Annotated in this window: 15 protein-coding genes; 13 read left to right on the forward strand and 2 right to left on the reverse strand. The window is 70.8% G+C overall.

Features of this window, described 5'->3' with window-relative positions:
- Positions 1 to 416 precede the first annotated feature (416 nt).
- The 6 genes from Psi01_RS07465 to Psi01_RS07485 all read left to right on the forward strand — a co-directional run bounded on the left by Psi01_RS07465 (position 417) and on the right by Psi01_RS07485 (position 7,588).
- Positions 417 to 1,124 carry a type II secretion system F family protein gene (locus Psi01_RS07465; RefSeq protein ID WP_204063207.1) on the forward strand — a complete coding sequence of 236 codons (708 nt, stop codon included), beginning with the start codon at positions 417 to 419 and terminating at the stop codon, positions 1,122 to 1,124.
- Between the two features lie 597 nt (positions 1,125 to 1,721).
- Entirely contained in the window at positions 1,722 to 2,180 is a 459-nt protein-coding gene (locus tag Psi01_RS07470; protein ID WP_239127275.1) for a type II secretion system F family protein, read from the forward strand.
- 880 nt (positions 2,181 to 3,060) lie between these two features.
- Positions 3,061 to 3,297 carry a DUF4244 domain-containing protein gene (locus tag Psi01_RS07475; RefSeq protein ID WP_204063208.1) on the forward strand — a complete coding sequence of 79 codons (237 nt, stop codon included), beginning with the start codon at positions 3,061 to 3,063 and terminating at the stop codon, positions 3,295 to 3,297.
- 5 nt (positions 3,298 to 3,302) lie between these two features.
- Positions 3,303 to 3,815 (forward strand): TadE family protein, encoded by a 513-nt coding sequence (locus tag Psi01_RS44045; RefSeq protein WP_275424500.1) that lies wholly within the window; start codon positions 3,303 to 3,305, stop codon positions 3,813 to 3,815.
- Positions 3,816 to 3,940: 125 nt separating this feature from the next.
- Positions 3,941 to 4,384, forward strand: coding sequence for an Rv3654c family TadE-like protein (locus Psi01_RS07480; protein ID WP_275424497.1), 444 nt, complete (start codon positions 3,941 to 3,943; stop codon positions 4,382 to 4,384).
- A gap of 510 nt (positions 4,385 to 4,894) precedes the next feature.
- Positions 4,895 to 7,588: a hypothetical protein gene (locus Psi01_RS07485; RefSeq protein WP_204063210.1), complete on the forward strand. Its 2,694-nt coding sequence runs from the start codon at positions 4,895 to 4,897 to the stop codon at positions 7,586 to 7,588.
- 172 nt (positions 7,589 to 7,760) lie between these two features.
- Here Psi01_RS07485 and sftH read toward each other — a convergent pair whose 3' ends face one another.
- A complete protein-coding gene (gene sftH, locus Psi01_RS07490) occupies positions 7,761 to 10,049 on the reverse strand; it encodes a DEAD/DEAH box helicase (RefSeq protein ID WP_373872473.1) in 2,289 nt (762 codons plus the stop codon).
- A 212-nt stretch (positions 10,050 to 10,261) separates the two neighbouring features.
- Between sftH and Psi01_RS07495 the strand changes: the two genes are divergently transcribed.
- The 4 genes from Psi01_RS07495 to Psi01_RS07510 all read left to right on the forward strand — a co-directional run bounded on the left by Psi01_RS07495 (position 10,262) and on the right by Psi01_RS07510 (position 15,136).
- Positions 10,262 to 10,612, forward strand: coding sequence for an STAS domain-containing protein (locus Psi01_RS07495; protein ID WP_203876546.1), 351 nt, complete (start codon positions 10,262 to 10,264; stop codon positions 10,610 to 10,612).
- A 2-nt stretch (positions 10,613 to 10,614) separates the two neighbouring features.
- Complete coding sequence (locus tag Psi01_RS07500; protein WP_204063212.1) at positions 10,615 to 11,067, forward strand: ATP-binding protein; 453 nt, start codon at positions 10,615 to 10,617, stop codon at positions 11,065 to 11,067.
- A gap of 832 nt (positions 11,068 to 11,899) precedes the next feature.
- Entirely contained in the window at positions 11,900 to 14,242 is a 2,343-nt protein-coding gene (locus Psi01_RS07505) for a sodium-translocating pyrophosphatase (protein ID WP_204063213.1), read from the forward strand.
- Positions 14,243 to 14,668: 426 nt separating this feature from the next.
- The gene (locus Psi01_RS07510) at positions 14,669 to 15,136 is read left to right on the forward strand and encodes a SixA phosphatase family protein (protein WP_239127286.1); all 468 of its coding nucleotides are present in this window, start codon (positions 14,669 to 14,671) and stop codon (positions 15,134 to 15,136) included.
- An 18-nt stretch (positions 15,137 to 15,154) separates the two neighbouring features.
- Here the strand turns inward: Psi01_RS07510 and serB are convergent, their stop codons facing one another.
- A complete protein-coding gene (gene serB / locus Psi01_RS07515; RefSeq protein ID WP_204063215.1) occupies positions 15,155 to 16,375 on the reverse strand; it encodes a phosphoserine phosphatase SerB in 1,221 nt (406 codons plus the stop codon).
- Positions 16,376 to 16,490: 115 nt separating this feature from the next.
- On the opposite strand from serB, the gene Psi01_RS43190 reads away from it, so the two are divergent.
- The 3 genes from Psi01_RS43190 to Psi01_RS07535 all read left to right on the forward strand — a co-directional run bounded on the left by Psi01_RS43190 (position 16,491) and on the right by Psi01_RS07535 (position 20,583).
- Positions 16,491 to 17,342 carry a GNAT family N-acetyltransferase gene (locus tag Psi01_RS43190; RefSeq protein WP_239127287.1) on the forward strand — a complete coding sequence of 284 codons (852 nt, stop codon included), beginning with the start codon at positions 16,491 to 16,493 and terminating at the stop codon, positions 17,340 to 17,342.
- Entirely contained in the window at positions 17,339 to 18,253 is a 915-nt protein-coding gene (locus tag Psi01_RS07530) for a lysophospholipid acyltransferase family protein (RefSeq protein ID WP_204063216.1), read from the forward strand. Before Psi01_RS43190 ends, Psi01_RS07530 begins: the two co-directional genes overlap by 4 nt.
- 233 nt (positions 18,254 to 18,486) lie before the next feature.
- Positions 18,487 to 20,583, forward strand: a complete 2,097-nt coding sequence (locus Psi01_RS07535) for a glycosyl hydrolase family 28-related protein (RefSeq protein ID WP_204063217.1) — start codon at positions 18,487 to 18,489, stop codon at positions 20,581 to 20,583.
- Positions 20,584 to 20,604 lie beyond the last annotated feature (21 nt).

Consider the following 20,604-nt stretch of genomic DNA (forward strand, 5'->3'; position numbering starts at 1 on the left):
GAAGCCCTCCTCCCCGGAGCCGCGCCCACCTCTCTGCGGGGACCCGGTGCCCGTGCCACGGGAGTCTCCGATGTTCCCGCCAGCGGACCTGCCGCCCGCAGGGCACGCGCCTCCGTCCCCGAAGCCGCACCGGCCTCCCTCGGAGGACCTGGTGCCCGTGCCGCCGGAGTCTCCGGTCTTCCCGCCAGCGGACCTGCCGCCCGCAGGGCACGCGCCTCCGTCCCCGAAGCCGCGCCCGCCTCTCTGCGGGGACCCGGTGTCCGTGCTGGCGGAGTCCCAGCTGCTTTCATCACGGGATCTGACGTTCCTCCCGAGCGGGCTCCCGCTGCCGAGACCGCGTCCGCCCCCGCCGGGGAGTCCACTCCTGCCCGAGCCTCCGCCGCCTCCGCCAGGTGGTCCGGCGGTCCTGCCCGGCCATGACCGGGGCCGTGATCCTCGCCGCGTTGGCGGCCTGGCTGTGGATGGGGCCCGACCCGGGAACCGCGCGGCTGGAGCGTCTGTGCCTGCGCGGGCATGGTCCGGACGGACCCCGCGACCTCCTGCGATGGATCGCCCGGTTCTCCCGGCCGTCCCGTCAGGCCGAGGCGTGGAGGGCGGCTTCCGTGGAGCTCTGTCAGGTCCTCGCCGCCGAATTGGCCGCGGGACGCACCGCGGGCGAGGCGCTGTCCCGTGCCGTGTCGTCGATGGAGTTCCCCGATCCGATGGCGATGAGGCCCGTGATCGCGGTGGCGCGAGACGGGGGTGACGTGTCCGAGGCCCTACTGGCCGCGGCCCCGGAACGGGGAGGCGAAGGGCTTCGGCGCCTGGCGGCGTGCTGGCGGGCCGCCGCGACCGTCGGCGGAGGATTCTCGGCTCTCGTCGACCGGGTGGCCGCCTCCCTCCGGGAGGCCGAAGCCCACCGGCGAGACGTCGCCGCCCAGCTCGCCGGTCCTCGATCGACCGCCCGTCTGCTCGCCGGTCTGCCCGTGCTGGGCGTGCTCATGGCGACAGGACTGGGCATGCGCCCCCTCGACTTCCTCCTCGGCGGCCCCGCCGGGGTGGCATGCCTGGTCGTCGGGGTCGCCCTCGACGGCTGCGGCCTGTGGTGGACCCGTCATCTGGTCGCCAAAGCCGAGCAGACCTGAGATCCCCCGTCGCTCGCGGTGGTGGCTCGTCGTGTGGCCCGAGCCGGGAGCGGCCCACCGTACGGCCCGAGCCGGGAGCCGTGGCGTCTACGGCTGCCGGGCGTCTACTCGCCCATGGCGATGGGTTTCCCGCTCACCTGATGTGACCGCGATCGGAGAGAAGCGATGAACGCTGTGACCGCCGGTGTCCTGGCCATGGTGCTCACCGGGGCCGCCGCGTGGCTGTGGACGTCTCCTGATGACCCCGCCCGTCGGCTTCACCGGGCAGACCGGCGGGTCCCGGCCGCAGGAAGCATGATCGGCGGCGGAACGGCTTCCGCCGGAGCCGGAGCCGACATGATCAGTCGCGAAGTGAGATCGATCGGGAACGCGAGTGCGCCGAGGGCCGGTGAGCCTCCTCCGGAGGGAGCCGTTGCAGGACCGGGCGGGCACTCCGGGTCCGGAGGCAGGGGACGCTTCGACAGGCGGGAGGTCCTGGTCGCGATCACTACGGGGGCGATGCTCTTTCTCGCGGTGGGAGGTCAGGCCGGGATCGTCGCAGGAGTCATCGGTTCCGTCGCCGTGCCCTTGCTTCTCAGACGGCGGGAGTCTCCGGCGGTGCGCCGCGAGCGTGACCGGATCACCGCCGACCTGCCGCTGGCGGCCGACCTCATGGTGGCCTGCCTGCGTGCGGGACAACCGGTCACCGGGGCGCTCGACATCACCGCCCAGGCGATCGGCGGGCCGCTCGGCGACCGGCTCGCGTGGGTGAACGGGCAACTGAGGCTGGGAGCGACCCCGGAAAGCGCATGGTCCGCCTTCGGCTCCGAGCAGACGCTCGCTCCCTTCGCCCGCACCATGAGCCGGGCGGCACTCAGCGGCGCCCCTGTGGCCGACATGTTGACCAGGGTGGCCGACGACTCCCGGCATGCCGCCCGGGCGATGTCGGCGGCCGCCGCCCGGAGGGCCGGCGTTCAGGCCGTCATGCCCCTGGGGCTGTGTTTCCTGCCCGCTTTCGTTCTCCTGGGCATCGTTCCCGTCGTAGCCGGTCTCGCGAGCAAGGTCCTGCTTCCGTAAGTTATCCACAGGTTCTGTGTATTTGCGAGAAGTTGTCCACAGGAAAAAGCGGAGTGCTGTGGATAAGTCACGTGGAATTCACCGACTCATGCGAACGAAGCCGCCGGTGGTCCGAGCCGCCATGTGATCGCGCTGAGACTCTCCTCCGCGATGGAGTCCCTGTCCCAAGGGCTTTCCCTTCTCTCGTGACCTGTGAGGTTGAACCTCGCGGGGTCTCTCGGTGAGAGGGAATGCGCCTCGGTGGCTGAAGAGGCCCACTTGGGGATAAGCCGGATACCGCAAGGCGCGGGCATGACGAAGCGCGAATGGGGGCGGCGATACGAGCGGATGGGGACGGCGATACGAGAGTCCGCCGTTCCCGCTCCGTGCCTGGGTCATCTCTCCGGTGCCCAGGTACGGCATCCGCCGTGTGGTCCGGCATCTTGTGTGCATCTCAGTGTCTTCCACAAGGGGTAGCACCTTCCGCACGATCTAGTGTCTTCCGCATGGTCTAGTGCCTTCCGCATGGTCTAGTACCTTCCGCTCGATCTAGTACCTTCAGCTCTGTCTGATGCCCTCTGTGCGGCCTGGCGCCTTCCACGCGGCATAGTGCCTTCCGCGGGCACGGCATCTCCGGCATCTCCGGTGCAGTGCGGCGTCTGCCCATACGGTCCACCCGGCTGGGTGGCCCACCCGAGATCTAGCCGGATAGTCCGGTCGCAAGCTTGCCCATGTCGCTCTTCGGCCGAGGCCTCTACGTGGGCTCGATGGCTGTGGATGATCGGATGGGTTTTCCACAGAACACCGTTCTTCTCCCCAGCTCAACGCGTATGTCGGCGAATCTGGTCCGACCGACGCCGGACGCAAGAGGGCCGGCCTCACTGAGCCCGAGGGGGAAACGATGGCTGGATCGCGCTCCGGTGGTCTGCGGCATGTCCTGTCGAGGTGGTGGCAGGATCGCCGGGCCTTGCTGACTGCGGCCACGAGCCGGGACCGCGGCATGTCCACCGCCGAATACGCCGTCGGCACGATTGCCGCATGTGCCTTCGCCGCGATTCTTTTCAAGGTCGTGACGAGTCCAGAGGTCCAAGAGATGATCACGGACCTCATCAACCGGGCGCTGAACGTGGCCGGATGATCCCGATGGTCACTCCCCGCCCCCTCCCTCTCCTTCGAAGCCTGGTGCCTCATTCGCTTCCCCCGCGTGTCCGGCCGGAGGCGGAGGTCTGTCCATCCACCGCATGCCCCTCAAAGGGTTCGGTGCCTCGCCTGTCAGTCCCCTCCTCCAGAGGATCGGTGACGGCTGAGACCGCAGCGGCCCTGCCCGCCCTCGTGGTGGTGCTGGCCGCCGGGTTGTGGGCGGTGGGGGCGGTCGCAGCTCAGCTGGAGTGCGTGGATGCGGCCCGGACGGGCGCCCGGGCCGCGTCGCGGGGAGAGTCCCTCGACCGGGTTCGGAGCAACGTTCTCGCCGCCGCTCCGGCGGGAGCGCGAGCGGAGGTGGTCAGGGACACAGAGCGCGTTCGGGTGGAGGTGTCCGTCCGGGTCGGCCCGCGCTGGGGTCTTTCTCTCCCCGAGGTGACCGTCCGTGGGAGCGCCGTCTCCGCCGTCGAGCCGGGAGTGGGACCGTCCGGTGCCGTGGGTGGAGGAGGACGGTGAGGTTGTCCTGTGCTCCAAAGAGCCGGAGTGGAGCCGCCTGGTGCCGTGGGTGGAGCGGCGCGGTGAGGCTGTCTTGTGTCCGAAAGGGCGGGGGTGGAACTGGCCGGGACCATCGGCTGAGTGGAATGCCCAGGCCGTCTTTCACCCGGAGAGGCCGGGGCGGGGTCATCCGCTGGCGGGGCGGAGAGCTGAGGCCGCTTTTTGCCCGGAGGGATCGGGGTGGGGCGACGATATGGATGATCGGTCTCATCGCGGTGATCTCCACGGTGGTGCTCGCGGTGACTTTCGCCGGTGCCGCCAGGGTGATCCGGCACCGTGCGCAGACCGCCGCCGACCTCGGAGCGCTCGCCGCCGCGCGACTCGCCTTCGCCGACCCCGATGCCGGATGCGCGGAGGCCGCCTCGCTCGCGGTGACGAACGGCGCCAGGCTCACCCGATGCGTCGTGGGCGACGGTGGTGTCGCCACTGTCCGGGTCGTCGTGAGCTTCACCCTGCCCGTGGTGGGTGCGGAGGAGGTCATGGCGCACGCACGCGCCGGTCCCGTTCACATAACGGAGCCCGCCGGCTGAGCCACGCGGCGCCTTCTCCGAATGGGGAGGCACCTTCTCCAAATGAGAAGCGGTGCGGCCTTCACCGGCTGTCCTGGCAGCGGAGTTCTCGGCCGGACGATTCCGGTGGGTTTCCCTTCGCCGAGTGATCGGATCCGCAGTGATCCGTGGCAGGGGCCCGGCATGCAGATGATCTCTCAGGTGGAAGGCGGTGATCGTACGAGAAGCAAGGTCGCAATCAAATCACGACTTCTTGGACTCCATGTCCAAAAGCCGGAAGCCTCTCATAAGGTTCCGCTTACCTGCCCTCCATGCCATCTCGCGCTCAGGCTTGGGAAGGCAGGTCGCGAGTCGCCCGGCCGGGACGCCGTTCGCGGTGACCGGTCCCGCTCGCGGCCGGGGCCCGGGTCCGGACCGGTGGGAGCCGGTCTGGAGGACTGGCACGTTCGGTGCTCCGCGACGTGGGGCTCCGGGCGCGTGCGGATCTCGACGAAGGGAAGCGTCGTGACGACGGCTCGCAGAGTGGTCGCCGTGATGGTGACCGTGCCCATCGTGTCCGTGTCCGCCGTTCTCGCGATGGCGGGTCCAGCACAGGCTCAGGCGCGTCTGGACATGCCGTCACGGGTCACCTCCAACCAGGCGGTGACGATCTCCGGCAAGGTCGACTTCGCGTTCGACGCCGTCCTCTACGTCAACGGCAGACAGATCGCCAAGGGAGATCAGCGCGTCTTCTACACCTGGAATCCCCGCAGCCGTCCGAACGGCAGCTACCGGATCAAGCTTGTCCAGCGGGGCAAGTTGCTGGGCGGTAAGTGGGACGAGACATCCGAGACCCTGGTCCAGGCCGTTCCTCCGGCCGCCCCCGGCGGGGTCGGTGTCCGGCTGCAGGGAAAGCAGGCCGTGGTGACCTGGAGGAAGGGATCCGAGCCCGATCTGCGGGGCTACGAGATCTCCACGACCCGGAACGGCAAGGTCGGCAGCGTGCGGGTGAGCAGCGCGTGCGGCGGCGGTTCGTGCAGGGCGACCCTGGCCGTTCCGGCCAAGGCCGCCGGGCAGCGGGTCGGGTTCACGGTTCGAGCGCTGCGGAGCGACGGCAACGGAGGCACCGTCGCCTCGGGACAGTCGGCCGTGGCCACGGTGAGCATCCCCACCCCCAAAACACCCAAGGTCGCAGATTCCAACGAGAACGGCACCCAGCAGAGCACCGGCGACCAGGACGCCCAGAAGAAGGCCGACCGGCAGGCCGGCATCGAGAGCCTCCCGCAGCTGCCCCAGAAGAAGCCCGCGACAGCTCGGGCCGAGCCCCCGAAGACGGCGGTCGTTCCCACGAAGGTGCCCAAGCTCCCCAAGGAGGTCCAGGAGGACGACGCCTCGTCGTCCGCCGAGCAGGGCGGAGAGGGCACGACCAAGAAGGGCACCGGGAACGGCACGGAGAAGGGCGCACAGCCGGCCCCCGACTCCAAGAGGGTCGCCACCGAGACGGACGTCGTGCCGGCCGCCAACACGAACATCACGCCACAGTCGTCGGAGTCGCCGACCGGCGGGATGAGCCAGTACGGCTTGTTCATCGCGGGTGGCATGATCCTGCTGCTGCTCGCCGCGCACGGCGGTGCGTGGTTCCGCCGCAAGCTCCTGGCCGCCGGCGCCGCGGACGCCGCCACCACCGGAATCGTGATGACGACCGCTGGAGGTTCGGACAGCGACCCGGAGACCCGAACAGAGAGGACAGCCGGAGCGGCCACCGCAGGCGCGGCCACGATGACCCCTCGGCGCCCCGCCGTCATCCTCGCGGTCTCCAAGACCCGCTATCCCCAGCCGCCCCCGGCGAGCCCTCCCGCAGAGCAGAAAGCGCTCACCGCACACACGACCCATCTCGCAGAACAGTCGGTGCCCGAGGCGCGAACTGCCCGGTCAGCGGAGCAGGCCGTGTCCGAGATACGGCCTGCTCAGCCGACGGCGCAGCCCGTGCCTGAGGTGCACGGCGTCCGTCTCGTGGGGCAGTTCGTTCCCGGAGCCCGTGCCGCCCGTCCCGTGCAACAGTCCGCGCCTGAGGTGCCTGTCGCCCGCCCAGAGGACCAGGCCGTGCCCGAGGTGAACGGTGCCCGTCACGTGGGACAGAGCGGGCCTGAGACAGGGCCTGCTCGGCCGACGGCGCAGTCTGCGCCTGAGGTGCAGGATGCTCGGTCAGTGGACCGGGCCGTGCCTGAGGTGAACGGTGCCCGTCTCGTGGGCGAAGCCCTATCCGAGACGGACCCTGTTCAGGTGGCGGCGCAGCTCGCGCCCGAGGCGCAGGATGCTCGGTCAGCGGGGCAGGCCGTGCCTGAGGTGCGGAATGCTCGGTCAACGGGGCAGAGCGTGTCCGAGGCGGGGAGCGTTCAGCCGACGGCGCAGCCCCTGCCTGAGGTGCGCGGTGTTCATCTCGCGGGGCAGTCCGAGCCCGGGGCGCATGTCGCTCATCCTCAAGAGCAACCGATATCCGCCGCGCAGGCCACGTCACCCGCAGACGCGAAGGCCCGGCTTCCCGCAGATGTGCGGACTCCGTCCTCCGACCAGCGGGTTCCGTCCTCTGCACCGTGGAAGGCGGTCACCGCGCACACCGTCGACCAGCAGGAGACCGGCCTGCAGGCCGGGAACCGGCAGGCGGCCGGGACCTGGGCAGGCTCCGCGGCGCATGTGGTTGATCAGGTGGGTTCGACGGTGCAGGGCGGAGATCGGGCGGGTTCTGCGGTTCACGGGGTGGATCGGCCGGGTCCGGGTGGGCAGGCCGGGGTTCGGGTGGGTTCTGCTGTCCGTGTGATGGGGCAACCGCGCTCTGCCGTACGGGCCGAGGAGCGGTCGGGGAACGGTGGGCATGTGGCCGGGCGGCCGGTGCCCGTCATCCACGCTGTGCACACCGTGGGACGGACGGACGGACAGGGGAGCCGCACGACCTCGGGGAGGGCTCCCGCGCAGCCGGATTCTCAGACGGAAGGGGTGTCCTCCGGGTACGCCGAGTCCGTGCCGGAGATCCGGCCGGACGCGGAGCCCGTCACCGAAGTGAACGTGGTCACGCCGGTCGCGGCTCGGATGGGTGACCGCTGGGACGACTACCTCCCGCCCGCGCCCCGATCCATGGAGGACAGCGGTTTCTGGGAGCGCCCGCAGCCCGGTGCGACTGATTTCTGGGCTGCGGACGATGACGATTCGATGTACTCCGGTCGCCGCCGCCGTCCTGACGGAGCCTGATCGCGGCGGAGCCCAGCCGCGTTGAGGGGCTCACCGTGATGGAAGCCGGCGGCGGTGATCAAGGGGGTCCGTGCCTGGAGGGTGGGTCACTCCTCCAGGCCGGAGGGCAGGTGGCGTGAGGGAGTCGGGTCACTCCTCCGGGCCGGAGGGCAGGTGGCGTGAGGGAGTCGGGTCACTCCTTCGGGGTGGGGGACAGGAGGGTGGCCAGGATGTGGAGGGCGCCGGTCTTGTCCAGGGGTTCGTTGCCGTTTCCGCACTTGGGGGACTGGATGCAGGAGGGGCAACCGCGGTCGCACTCGCAGGAGTCGATGGCCTCCCGGGTGGCGGTCAGCCAGTCGACGGCGCGGGCGTAGCCGCGTTCGGCGAAGCCGGCGCCGCCCTCGTGGCCGTCGTAGACGAAGACCGTGAGCAGGCCGGTGTCGGCGTGCAGTTCGGTGGAGACGCCGCCGATGTCCCATCGGTCGCAGGTGGCGAACAGCGGGAGCAGGCCGATGGAGGCGTGCTCGGCCGCGTGGGCCGCTCCGCCGAGGTCCAGTCCCGTCTCCGCCAGGGACGCGACCGCGGAGGCGGGCAGCGTCCACCAGACCGCGCGGGTGCGCAGCGTCCGTGGAGGCAGGTCGAGCTCCTCGTCGCCGAGGAGTTCGCCGCTCTGCAGGCGCCGCTTGAGATAGGACACGACCTGGCGGGTGACCTCCACCGAGCCGAAATGGAGCTCTCCCGGGCCCAGCGGGCGGGAGCGGAGGGACTCCAGGACGGAGATCTCCGTGACGTCCCTGGCGAAGGTCGTGTAGTCGGGCGTGCCCGCCTCGACGAGCGCGACCCCCGTGTCCAGGTCGAGCTCGTCCACGAGGAAGGTCTCCCCCTGATGGACGTAGACGGCGCCGGTGTGCACGGTCGTGTGCGCCGAGGGCTCGTCCACGGTGCCCAGCAGCCGGCCCGTGGACATCTCGATCACCTGGACGGGCGAGCCGCCGGAGCCCCGGATGTCGGCGAGGTCGGTGGCCCGGTCCCGGCTGGTCCAGAACCAGCCCGTCGGGCGCTGCCTGAGCCGGCCCTCACCCACCAGCCCGGTGAGCACGTCCTTCGCCGACGGGCCGAAGATCTCCAGGTCCTCCTCGACGAGGGGGATCTCGGCGGCCGCGGCGCACAGGTGCGGGCCCAGGACGTAGGGGTTGTCGGGATCGAGCACGATCGCCTCGACCGGGCGGCCGAACAGGGCCTCGGGGTGGTGGACCAGATAGGTGTCGAGCGGGTCGTCCCTGGCGATCAGCACCGCCAGGGCGTTCTGCCCGGCCCGGCCCGCCCGTCCGGCCTGCTGCCACAGCGACGCGCGGGTCCCGGGCCATCCCGCGATCAGTACGGCGTCCAGCCCCGAGACGTCGACGCCCAGCTCCAGGGCGTTGGTCGTGGCCAGTCCGAGGATCTCCCCGGACCGCAGCGACTTCTCCAGCTCCCGGCGCTCCTCCGGGAGATATCCGGCGCGGTAGGCGGCGATCGCGTCCGGCAGGTTCGCCGGGGCCCCGGCGTCGGCGGCGAGGTCGGAGAGCCTGGCCCGGGCGGACAGGGCCACGGACTCGGCGGCGCGCCGGGAGCGTACGAAGGCGAGGGTCCGGGTGCGGGAGAGGGCGAGGTCGGCCAGGAGATCGGCGGCCTCGGCGGTGGCGGGACGGCGCACCGGAGCGCCCCTCTCGCCCCGCAGATCGGTCAGAGGGGGCTCCCAGAGGGCGAAGGTGGTCGCACCCCGCGGAGAGGCGTCCGAGGTCACCTCGGCCATCTGGAGCCCCGTCAGGCGCCGTGCGAAGGCCCCGGGCTCGCTCGCGGTCGCCGAGGACAGCAGGAAGACGGGGCGGGAGCCGTACCGAGCGCAGACCCGGCGCAGGCGGCGGAGGATCTGGGCCACGTGGGAGCCGAAGACGCCCCGGTAACCGTGGCACTCGTCCACCACGACCAGCCGGAGCCGCCGCCAGAAGGACAGCCACCGGGAATGGCGGGGCAGGAGAGTGCGATGGAGCATGTCCGGATTCGTCAGGATGTAGTTGGCGTGCTGCCGGATCCAGTCGCGTTCCTCGAAGGGGGTGTCTCCGTCGAAGGTCGCCGCGCGGAGTTCGGGCACGCCGAGCGCCTGCAGGGCCCGCAGCTGGTCGGCGGCCAGGGCCTTGGTGGGCGTCAGATAGAGGACGGTGCCGCCGTCGAGGACCGAGGCGAGGGCCGGGACCTGGTAGGAAAGGGATTTCCCCGAGGCGGTGCCGGTGGAGATGATCACGTTTTGGCCACGGTGGACCAGATCGGCGGCCTCGACTTGGTGAGGCCACAGACCTGTGACCCCCTGGTTCGCCCAGCGCGTAACGAGCGCTTCGGACACCCAGTCCGGCCAGCGGACTTGACCCGCCTGACGTGCTGGAACATGCTCCACATGAGTGACGCGCTCGCGACGTGCGGGAACATCGAGCAGACTGGACAGGAGCGGGTCTGCTCGCAACGGTGAGGAAGAGGACGGACTCACTGGTTTTCGGTCTCGTATCTCTGGGCAGAGTCGCCGGGAATCGTGATTTCGTATAGACACTGAGCGTACGCATGGTTGAATGCCGCGCGTCGGGGCTTGTCGTCGTGGGACCTCAGGGTCCCGGAAGTCACGCCCGAATCGGTACTTCGCAGGAAGGCGCTGGAGGATCTGTGGATCTGAAGTTGGACCACCATTCCGAGGACAGTCTCACCATCGTCGAGGTCGAGGGCGAGATCGATGTCTACACCGCGCCCAGGTTGCGTGAGCTTCTGATCGACCTCGTCAACAAGGGGAACTTCCACCTCCTGGTCAACATGGAGAAGGTCGACTTCCTCGACTCCACGGGTCTCGGCGTCCTGGTCGGCGGGCTCAAGCGGGTCCGGGCGCACGACGGCTCCCTGGAGCTCGTGTGCACCCAGGAGCGCATCCTGAAGATCTTCAGGATCACGGGGCTGACCAAGGTCTTCGGCATCTACGCCTCGGTCGATGAGGCCAAGGAAGCCCACGGTCGAGACAAGTAGTCATGGCTACCGTCGAGCTGACGTTCAGCGCTCTCCCCGCCCACGTGCGTACGGCGCGCCTGCTCGCCACGGCGATCGCCAGGCGCACGGGTGTGGAGGAGTCGCTGCTGGACGAGGTACGGCTCGCCGTTGGTGAGGCCTGCTCCCGAGCCGTCGAGGCGCACCGCCTCCACTGCCCGGGAGAGCCGATCCGCATCGAGCTGTGCGATGACTCGGGACGGTTCGAGGTGATCGTCACGGACTCTGCCCCGAGTGACGAGCTGGAGCAGGGGCGGGATTACTCCTCGATCCGCTTCGACGATCCGCTCGGGCAGCTCCCCGGCACTCTGATGTCGGGGTTCGGCATCGCGGTCATCGTGGGACTGGCCGACGACGTCGAGGTCTACCCGAGTCAGAAGGGCATGCGCATCCGCATGAGCTGGCCCGCTGCGGCGGGCGGCCTGTCCCCCGTCTGAGGGCGGCCCGATCACAGGCTTCCGCGCGGCCGGATACGCCCAGAGGGCGCGTCCGGCTGCGCGCGTGCGGGGTTGGCGGCGGGACCGCGGTCCGGGGGTGGGACTCGCGGCCCGGCAACGGGGCTGATCGACGGGGATGACGGTCCGGGCGGGTTCCGTCCACCGTGGACGCTCTCGGTGAGATCGGCCGGCCGGAGTACGGCGGGCAGAGAACGCGGAGTACGGCGGGCAGAGAACGACGGCCGAGGTGCGCCGTACAAGAGGCGACGAGCGGGGCATATCGGTCCGGGGGCAACGGCCGGGTGTGAATCGGTCCGGAGTACGGCGGGTCGAGGATGACGGCCGGGTTACGGCCGGGCCGGGACGGCAGTGGGTTGCGGCGGCCCGGGCCGGCGGTCGGCGTGAGGCGCCGGGGTACGGCGAGCCGGGGATGACGGCCGGGTTACGGCCGGGCCGGGTGTGGGTAGAACCGGATTCTGGACGACTTCTTCAAGGAATATCGACAGGCCGGAATGCGGGATATGTCGCATAGGCGGTTGATGTCTGCTCCCAAATGCTGGCAAAAAGGGTCGCGCTCCTGGGGATTAGCGGACGCGTCATTAATTAGCCACGTGTAGAGACTTCATATCCGCGTCCTCGCTGCGTAGACTCCCGGCACCGGCCAAGGTTTGTCCTCTGGAGCGGGCCGTAAACGGGCCCAATTCTGTAGGAAGTCTGCGGACGCAACCGGAAGCGGCACTGCCAACCACCCCGGATGTGCGCCGCAGCCCGCCGATCCACTCACCGCAGCGCACGCCGGGCAGGACGATCCCGTCTTGCCAAGGAGAGTCGGATGTCTGTGCTCCATCTCGCCGCCGTCGATGATACGGCGGTATCCCTGAGCGGTTCCCACCTCACCATCGTGATCGTGGTCGCCGCCGTCGCCCTGCTCGCGCTCGCCGTCGCCGGTGGGCTCGTGCGCGAAGTGCTCAACGCCGATCAAGGCACCGAGCGCATGCAGAACATCTCACGAGCCGTGCAGGAAGGCGCCGCCGCCTATTTGGCCCGGCAATTCCGCACGCTCGCCCTGTTCGTAATCCTGATTCCATTCCTCCTCTATCTGCTTCCCGCCGAATCGACCGGGGTGGCGATCGGCCGGTCGATCTTCTTCGTGATCGGTGCGCTGTTCTCCGCGCTGACCGGATTCATGGGAATGTGGCTGGCGGTCCGCGGCAACGTCCGCGTCGCCGCCGCGGCCCGTACGTCGGGCGAGAAGGTCGCCATGCGCATCGCCTTCCGCACCGGCGGCGTCGCGGGCATGTTCACCGTCGGCCTGGGTCTGCTCGGCGCCGCGATCGTGGTGTTCATCTACAAGGGTGACGCCCCCGCGGTGCTGGAGGGCTTCGGCTTCGGCGCCGCCCTGCTGGCGATGTTCATGCGTGTCGGCGGCGGCATCTTCACCAAGGCGGCCGACGTCGGCGCCGACCTGGTCGGCAAGGTCGAGCAGGGCATCCCCGAGGACGACCCGCGCAACGCCGCCACCATCGCCGACAACGTCGGTGACAACGTCGGCGACTGCGCGGGCATGGCGGCCGACCTGTTCGAGTCCTACGCGGTCATGCTGGTGGCGAGCCTGATCCTGGGCAAGGTGGCCTTCGGCACCGAGGGTCTGGTCTTCCCGCTGATCGTTCCGATGATCGGCGTGCTCACCGCGATCATCGGCATCTTCGTCACCTCGCCGCGCGCCGGCGACCGCAACGGCATGGCGGCCATCAACCGCGGCTTCTTCATCTCCGCGGCGATCTCGGCGGTCCTGGTGGCCGGGGCGGCCTTCCTCTACCTGCCCTCCAGCTTCTCGCAGCTGACCGGGGTGAGTCCGGAGATCGCGGCGCTCGGCTCCGACCCCCGCCTGATCGCCATCGGCGCGGTGCTGATCGGCCTGGTCCTGGCCAGCGCCATCCAGATCCTCACCGGCTACTTCACCGAGACCAACCGCCGTCCGGTGAAGGAGATCGGCGAGAGCTCCCGCACGGGTTCGGCCACGGTCATCCTGGCCGGCATCAGCGTCGGCCTGGAGTCGGCGGTCTACTCGGCGCTGATCATCGGTGGCGCCGTCTACGGCGCGTTCCTGCTCGGCTTCGGCAACACCACCGTCGCCCTGTTCGCCGTCGCCCTGGCGGGCACCGGCCTGCTGACCACGGTGGGCGTGATCGTGTCCATGGACACCTTCGGTCCCGTCTCCGACAACGCGCAGGGCATCGCCGAGATGTCCGGCGACGTCGAGGGCGAGGGCGCCGCGGTGCTCACGTCCCTGGACGCCGTCGGCAACACCACCAAGGCCATCACCAAGGGCATCGCGATCGCCACGGCCGTGCTCGCCGCCACGGCGCTGTTCGGCGCCTTCCGGACCGCGGTCGAGACCAAGCTGGCCGAGGCGACCGCCGGGGTCAAGGAGGCGCTCGGCTCGTTCAGCACCTTCAGCCTCGGTGTGGACTCGCCGAACGTGCTCGTCGGCCTGGTGATCGGCGCGGCGGTCGTGTTCATGTTCTCCGGCTTGGCGATCATGGCGGTCGGCCGGGCGGCCATGCGCGTCGTGCTGGAGGTCCGCGAGCAGTTCCGGACCAGGCCGGGGATCATGGACGGCACCGAGCTGCCGGAGTACGGCCGGGTCGTGGACATCTGCACCCGCGACTCGCTGCGCGAGCTGGCCACTCCCGGTCTGCTCGCGGTGATGACGCCGATCGCGGTGGGCTTCGCCCTCGGCTACGCGCCGCTGGGCGCCTTCCTCGCCGGCGCCATCGCCTGCGGCACGCTGATGGCCGTGTTCCTGGCCAACTCCGGCGGCGCCTGGGACAACGCCAAGAAGCTGGTCGAGGACGGGCACCACGGCGGCAAGGGGTCGGAGGCCCACGAGGCCACCATCATCGGCGACACCGTCGGCGACCCGTTCAAGGACACCGCGGGCCCGGCGATCAACCCGCTCCTGAAGGTCATGAACCTGGTGGCGCTGCTGATCGCTCCGGCGGTCGTGGAGTACGCCGACAACGTGGCCCTGCGCGTCGGCATCGCGCTGATCGCGCTGGCCGTGGTGATCGCCGCGGTCATCATCTCCAAGCGGCGCTCGGCGGGCGCCTCTCCGGCCGGGAGCGACAACGACCGCAAGCCGGAGCCCGAGCCCGAGCCGATCGCGGGCTGAGACCGGTGTGACGGGGTGGTAGCCGGAGCGGGCGGACGCCCGCCCGCTCCGGTCCGCCCGGGAGGACACCGTCGAAAAGGGGTGCACGCGATGCGTGCACCCCTTTCGCGTGTGCGGGCCATCCTGATGGGAAACTGTGCGACGTGACCCGCGAGCCTCCCGGAGAACGGCCGTCGCCTCCACCGGGGGCGCCCGCCGAGACCGACCGCTGATCAGCCACTGACCCGCCACTGATCCGCCACTGATCCGCCACGACGACATCTCAAGGGGAGGGACGGCGTCCGCCGGGCGAGGGCCCGAGGGCGGCGCCGGGAATCCGATGGAACAACAGTCTTCCGGGGGAAGGGCACTCATCACGATCCTGGTGGCGATGGCCGCGGTGTTCGCGGTGATCGTCGCCATCGCCGTGTGGGCGGCGAGGTGACGATGCGCACGCTGATCGTTCTGCGGCACGCCAAGGCCGTCCACACGCCCGGTCTCTCCGACCCCGAGCGCCCCCTCACCGAGCGGGGCGAGCGCGACGCCCGCAAGGTCGGCGAGGCTCTCGCCACTCTGGGACTCCGGCCCGACCTGGTGCTCTGCTCGCCGTCCGTGCGGACCCGGCAGACCGCGGAGCTGGTCCTGCCCGGCGGGCCCATCGAGTTCGAACGGGACATCTACGAGGCGTACGCCGACGAACTGCTCGAACTGGTTCGGCGGACCGACCCGCAGGTGCGCACGCTGCTGCTGGTCGGCCACAACCCGGGAGTCCACGAGCTCGTCCTGGGGCTCACCTCACGGGACGGGGACACCGGCTTCCCGCCCGGCGCGTTCGCCGTCATCGAGACCGACGACGAGTGGGCCGGGCTGGACAGCGGGCGTGCGGTCACCAGGTGGAACCCGAAGGAGCACTGATCCGCGTGCCGCCGGAGGTCAGGCCTCCAGGATGACGCCGTCCTCGGCGTCGGCGGCCTCGACCTCGGCGCGCGGGATGCCGAGCAGGTACAGGATCGAGTCGAGATAGGGCACGTTGACCGCGGTGTCGGCGGCCTGGCGGACCACGGGCTTGGCGTTGAAGGCGATGCCCAGCCCGGCGGTCGCGATCATGTCCAGGTCGTTGGCGCCGTCGCCGATGGCCACGGTCTGGCTGATCGGGATGCCCGCCTCCTTGGCGAAGCGCTCCAGCGCCCGCGCCTTGCCGGGGCGGTCCACGATCTCGCCGACGACCCGTCCGGTCAGCACCCCGTCGACGACCTCCAGGGTGTTGGCCGCGGAGTAGTCGATGCCGAGGTCCCGCACGAGGGCGTCGGTGATCTGGGTGAACCCGCCGCTGACGATCGCGAACCGGTAGTCGAGCCGCTTGAGGGTCCGTACCAGCGTCCGCGCGCCGGGAGTGAGCACGACCTCCTTGCGGACCTTCTCGAAGACCTCCTCGGACAGGCCCTCCAGCAGCGCCACCCGGCGGCGGAGCGACTCGGCGAAGTCGAGCTCGCCGCGCATCGCCTCCTCGGTGACCCGGGCGACCTCCTCCAGGCAGCCCGCGTGCGCGGCCAGCAGTTCGATGACCTCGCCCTGGATGAGCGTGGAGTCGACGTCCATCACGATCAGCCGCTTGGCCCTGCGGTACAGGCCCGCCCGCTGCACGGCCACGTCGACCTGCTGCGCGTGCGCCTCGACGGCCAGCTCGGCCCGCAGCGCGTCCGGGTCGGCGCCGGAGACGGCCATCTCGATGCAGGTCACCGGGTAGCTGGACAGCCGTTCGATGCGGTCGATGTTCGCGCCGGCGGCGGCGACCCGGCCCGCGATGCCCGCCATCGCGGCGGGCTGCAGGGGAGAGCCGAGCACCGTGACGTGCAGCCGCCCGCGCCGCCGCTTCTCCTTGGTGTCGGAGCCGGTGGACAGCTCGACCTCCAGGCCCAGGTCCTCGGCGATCCGCTCGATGGAGGTCCACAGGGCGCCGAGGGTGCCGCCGGTCCCGGTCGGTGTTCCGCCGGAGTAGGCGACGAGGACGCCGAGGGTCAGCCGGCCGCGGATGACGACCTGCTCGATGTCGGCGACGACGACGGGAAAACCGGCCAGGACGGAGAAGAGCCGGGAGGTGACGCCCGGTCGGTCGGGGCCGGTCAACGTGATCAGAAGCGTGCGCTGGTTCATCGTCACCTACGCTACTTGGCCCTGGAAACGACCGTGAATGCGGTTCATCATCCGGACGCCCGACGTTCGCGGACCCCTCCCTCCCGGCGTTACCCGGGCCTGGCTTCATGTCTTCATGACGACCGTTCCCGCAGAACCGCGCGTCACGCGCTACACCGTCGGGCTGGCCCGTACCGCCGCAGAGCTGCGGGAAGCCCAGAGACTCCGTCACCAGGTCTTCGCCGAGGAACTCGGCGCGCACCTGGACAGCCCCGTCAGCGGCCTGGACGCCGACCGCCTCGACGCCTACTGCGACCATCTGCTCGTACGGCACGGCGGCACGGGCGAGGTCGTCGGGACCTACCGGCTGCTGCCGCCGGGACGGGCCGACCGGCTCTACTCCGAGAGCGAGTTCGACCTGAGCGCGCTGGCCGGGCTCCGTGCCGGGCTGGTCGAGGCGGGCCGGGCGTGCGTGCACGCCGACCACCGGGAGGGGGCGGTGGCCGGGCTGATGTGGTCGGGCATCGCCCGTTACATGATCGACGGGGGGTACGGCTGGCTGGCGGGATGCTGCTCGGTGCCGGCGTCCCAGGCGGACGAGGTCATGGACCGGATCACGTTCGGCCCCGAGGAGTACCGGGTGACCCCGCTGCGCCCCTGGCGGACCCCCGGAGGCGTCCGCCCCGGTTCCCCGTCCCGTACCCCGGGCGCCACGACACGCCCGGCCGCCGCGCCCGGTCCCGGCGCGCATCCGGCCGCCGCATCCGGTTCCGGGACGCGCCCGGCCTCCGCGTCCGGTCCGGCCGGGCAGCGGGCGGGGTGGGCGGGGCTGCCCGCGCTGCTGCGGGGGTACCTGCGGCTGGGGGCCTGGGTCTGCGGTCCGCCCGCCGACGATCCCGCCTTCGGGGTCGCCGACTTCTTCGTACTGCTCCCGATGGCCGCACTGAGCCCTCGCCATCTGCGGCACTTCCTGGGAGGCCGGGAATGAGCCCGTGGCTCCCGCCGGCGCCGTGCACGCCGCCGGCCTGCGTCCTGCCTCCCGTCACCACGGCCGTCCGGCCGCTGCGGGTCCTGCGCCTCCTGGCGGCCGCGGTGCTGATCCTCGTGGGGCCGGTGCTCGCGCTCGTCGCCCTGGGGTCCGGTACGGCGCGGCGGACCGCGCTGACGGGCGCCTGGTCCCGCCTGATGCTGTGGGCGCTCGGCGTCCGGATCGAGGTACGGCGCGGCTTCACCTTCCTGGCCGGTTCCTCCCCCGAGGCACGCGTCCCGGCCAGGACCCCGGCCGCCGGGGCCCCGATCACCACAGCGCAGGCCGGGACGACCTCCGGCGCGGCCGCGCTGTTCGTGGCCAACCACGTCTCCTGGCTCGACCCGCTCGTCATGGCCGCCGCGCTGCCCTGCCGCCTGCTGGCCAAGCGCGAGGTCCTGGGCTGGCCGCTGGTCGGCGGGCTGGCGGCCGCCTCGGGCGCGCTGTTCATCGACAGGGAGCGGCTGTCGGCGCTGCCCCGCGCGGTGGCCGACGTGGCGGGGGCGCTGGCCGCGGGAGAACCGGTGGCCGCCTTCCCCGAGGGGACGACCCGGTGCGGCCGGGAGATGGGCGCCTTCCGGCCCGCGGTGTTCCAGGCGGCCCTGGACGCCGGGGCCCCGGTCAGGCCGGTGGCGATCCGCTATCTGGACGCCTCCGGCGCCCCGGCCACCGGTCCCGCCTTCATCGGTGACGACACCCTCATGGCCTCCCTCCTGCGGGTGGTCGCGTTCCGGCGGCTGACCGTGGAGGTGACGCTGCTGCCCCCGGTGACGGCGCACGACCGCAGGACGCTGGCGTGGGCGGCGGAGTCCTCGGTCGCCTCCGTGGTGGTGGCCGTCCCGGTCGAGCACGGCGTTCCCGTGGCCGCATGAGGCCGCGACGACCTCGGAGCCCCGGCAGGAGCCGTTGCGCCGGCTTGCATCGGCTTACGTCGATTTTCGCAAAAAAATGACTTAGCTCTGCATCTGGTAATCAGAAAAGAGAAACTAGTTCACAGAAGCCTTGTGGAACCGGGTGCGGGAGACCTAATGTCACCTCACTCTCAGGGCGCGCGTACCGCCTCGAGCGTGCAGGTGTTCACCCCCCCGACAGAAATGAGCATCCGATGTCCCCGAGCCCCACAGGAGCCGCGGAGAGACGCTTCGGCAGGCCGCCGCGCAGGGCCGCGGCGGCGGTCGCGGCGCTGACCGCGGTCACCGCCGGCCTCAGCCTCGCGTTCGGCAGCGCCGCCCTGGCCGACACGCGCGGCACGGCCGACGTACGCGGCACCGCCGCCCCGGCCGACGCCCGCGGGAAGACCGCGGCCCCCGTCGTGACGCGCGCCGCGCTCGACCCGTCCCTCGTCGCGGGCCGGGGCGCCGACGTCGCCTTCGTCGAGCAGGAGGCGGAGAACGCCGCGACGAGCGGCACGGTCATCGGCCCCGACCGCGCCGCGTACACGCTCCCGGCGGAGGCCTCCGGCCGTAAGGCGGTCAAGCTGGCGCCGGGACAGCACGTCGAGTTCACGCTGCCGAAGGCGGCCAACGCGATCACCGTGCGCTACAGCATCCCCGACGCGCCGGACGGGGGCGGCATCACCGCGCCGCTCGACGTCACGGTGAACGGCAGGGCCAGGAAGACCATGACCCTCACCTCGCAGTACGCGTGGCTGTACAACCAGTACCCGTTCACCAACGACCCGGACGCCGGCCTGCTCCACCCCGACTGGTGGATCACCGAGTGCGCCTGCGTGCCCGACGCCACCACGCCGCCCCCGACGATCACCAAGCCGTTCCGCCCGATGCACTTCTACGACGAGCAGCGCCTGCTGCTCGGCAGGACCTACCGGCCCGGTGACACGATCAGGCTCACCGCCCCCGCCCGGAGCAACGCCGAGTGGACGGTCATCGACCTGCTCGACTCCGAGCTCGTCGGCCCGCCGCGCGTCCGGCTCGCAGCCGCCAACGTGCTGGCGTTCGGCGCCGACCCGACCGGCAGGCGCGACTCCGCCGACGCCTTCGACAGGGCGATCGCCTTCGCCCAGCGCAAGCGCCTGAAGGTCTACATCCCGCCGGGCACCTACCAGGTCAACCGCCACATCATCGTCGACGACGTGACGATCGAGGGCGCCGGCAACTGGTACACGATCATCAAGGGCCGTGAGGTGGCCCTCGACACCCCGGCCCCCGACGGCTCGGTGCACACCGGCGTCGGCTTCTACGGAAAGCCCGCCGAGGACGGCGGGAGCCGCAACGTCCACCTGTCCGGCTTCGCGATCGAGGGCGACGTCCGCGAGCGCATCGACACCGACCAGGTCAACGGCGTCGGCGGGGCGATGAGCGACTCCACCATCGACGGCCTGCACATCCGCCACACCAAGGTGGGCATGTGGTTCGACGGGCCGATGACGAACCTGAAGATCACGAACAACATCATCGTCGACCAGATCGCCGACGCCCTCAACTTCCACACCGGCGTCACGGACTCGGTCGTGTCCGGCAACTTCGTCCGCAACACCGGCGACGACGGCCTGGCCATGTGGTCGGAGAAGAGCGCGAACACCGGCAACACCTTCGACCACAACACCGTGCAGACGCCCACGCTCGCCAACGGCATCGCCATCTACGGTGGTAAGGACAACACGGTCTCCGACAACCTCATCGCCGACCCGATCCGCGAGGGCAGCGCCATCCAGGTCGGCTCCCGCTTCGGCGCCGAGCCGTTCACCGGGCGGCTGCGGATCGAGAACAACACCACCGTCCGCGCCGGGACCTTCGAGCTCAACTGGAAGATCGGCCTGGGGGCCATCTGGTTCTACGCGCTCGACAGGAACATCGAGGCGGACATCCGGGTGACCGGGGACCACTATCTCGACAACACCTACAACGCGATCATGCTGGTCAGCGAGTGGTCGGTGAAGGACCTGTACTCCATCCCGAACGTCCACTTCAAGGACATCCGGGTGGACGGCACCGGCACCTCGGTGGTCAGCGCCCGGGTGAAGGGCTCGGCCTCGTTCGAGAACGTGGACGCCCGCAACGTCGGCGCGGTCGGCGTCAACAACTGCGGGTCGTTCAACTTCCCGCCCACCGGCTCGGAGTTCTCGCTGACCGACCTCGGCGGCAACGACGGGGGCTGGCTCGCCCCGTGGATGCTGCCCGACACCATCACCTGCGACGACCGCCCGCCGGTCGTCGCGCCCCCGGCGCCGTCCCCCTGGTGACGGCCCCCGGTGACGGCCCGG

It is taken from the genome of Paraplanobispora siamensis, from assembly GCF_016863175.1.
GTDB classification, from domain to species: domain Bacteria; phylum Actinomycetota; class Actinomycetes; order Streptosporangiales; family Streptosporangiaceae; genus Planobispora; species Planobispora siamensis.

Bases quoted from the DNA above. Each gene is read 5' to 3' on its own strand.
- Psi01_RS07465 (WP_204063207.1), top strand. From the start codon at position 417: ATGACCGGGGCCGTGATCCTCGCCGCGTTGGCGGCCTGGCTGTGGATG.
- Psi01_RS07475 (WP_204063208.1), top strand. From the start codon at position 3,061: ATGGCTGGATCGCGCTCCGGTGGTCTGCGGCATGTCCTGTCGAGGTGG.
- Psi01_RS44045 (WP_275424500.1), top strand. From the start codon at position 3,303: ATGGTCACTCCCCGCCCCCTCCCTCTCCTTCGAAGCCTGGTGCCTCAT.
- Psi01_RS07480 (WP_275424497.1), top strand. From the start codon at position 3,941: ATGCCCAGGCCGTCTTTCACCCGGAGAGGCCGGGGCGGGGTCATCCGC.
- Psi01_RS07500 (WP_204063212.1), top strand. From the start codon at position 10,615: ATGGCTACCGTCGAGCTGACGTTCAGCGCTCTCCCCGCCCACGTGCGT.
- Psi01_RS07505 (WP_204063213.1), top strand. From the start codon at position 11,900: ATGTCTGTGCTCCATCTCGCCGCCGTCGATGATACGGCGGTATCCCTG.
- Psi01_RS07510 (WP_239127286.1), top strand. From the start codon at position 14,669: ATGCGCACGCTGATCGTTCTGCGGCACGCCAAGGCCGTCCACACGCCC.
- serB (WP_204063215.1), bottom strand. From the start codon at position 16,375: ATGAACCAGCGCACGCTTCTGATCACGTTGACCGGCCCCGACCGACCG.
- Psi01_RS43190 (WP_239127287.1), top strand. From the start codon at position 16,491: ATGACGACCGTTCCCGCAGAACCGCGCGTCACGCGCTACACCGTCGGG.
- Psi01_RS07530 (WP_204063216.1), top strand. From the start codon at position 17,339: ATGAGCCCGTGGCTCCCGCCGGCGCCGTGCACGCCGCCGGCCTGCGTC.
- Psi01_RS07535 (WP_204063217.1), top strand. From the start codon at position 18,487: ATGTCCCCGAGCCCCACAGGAGCCGCGGAGAGACGCTTCGGCAGGCCG.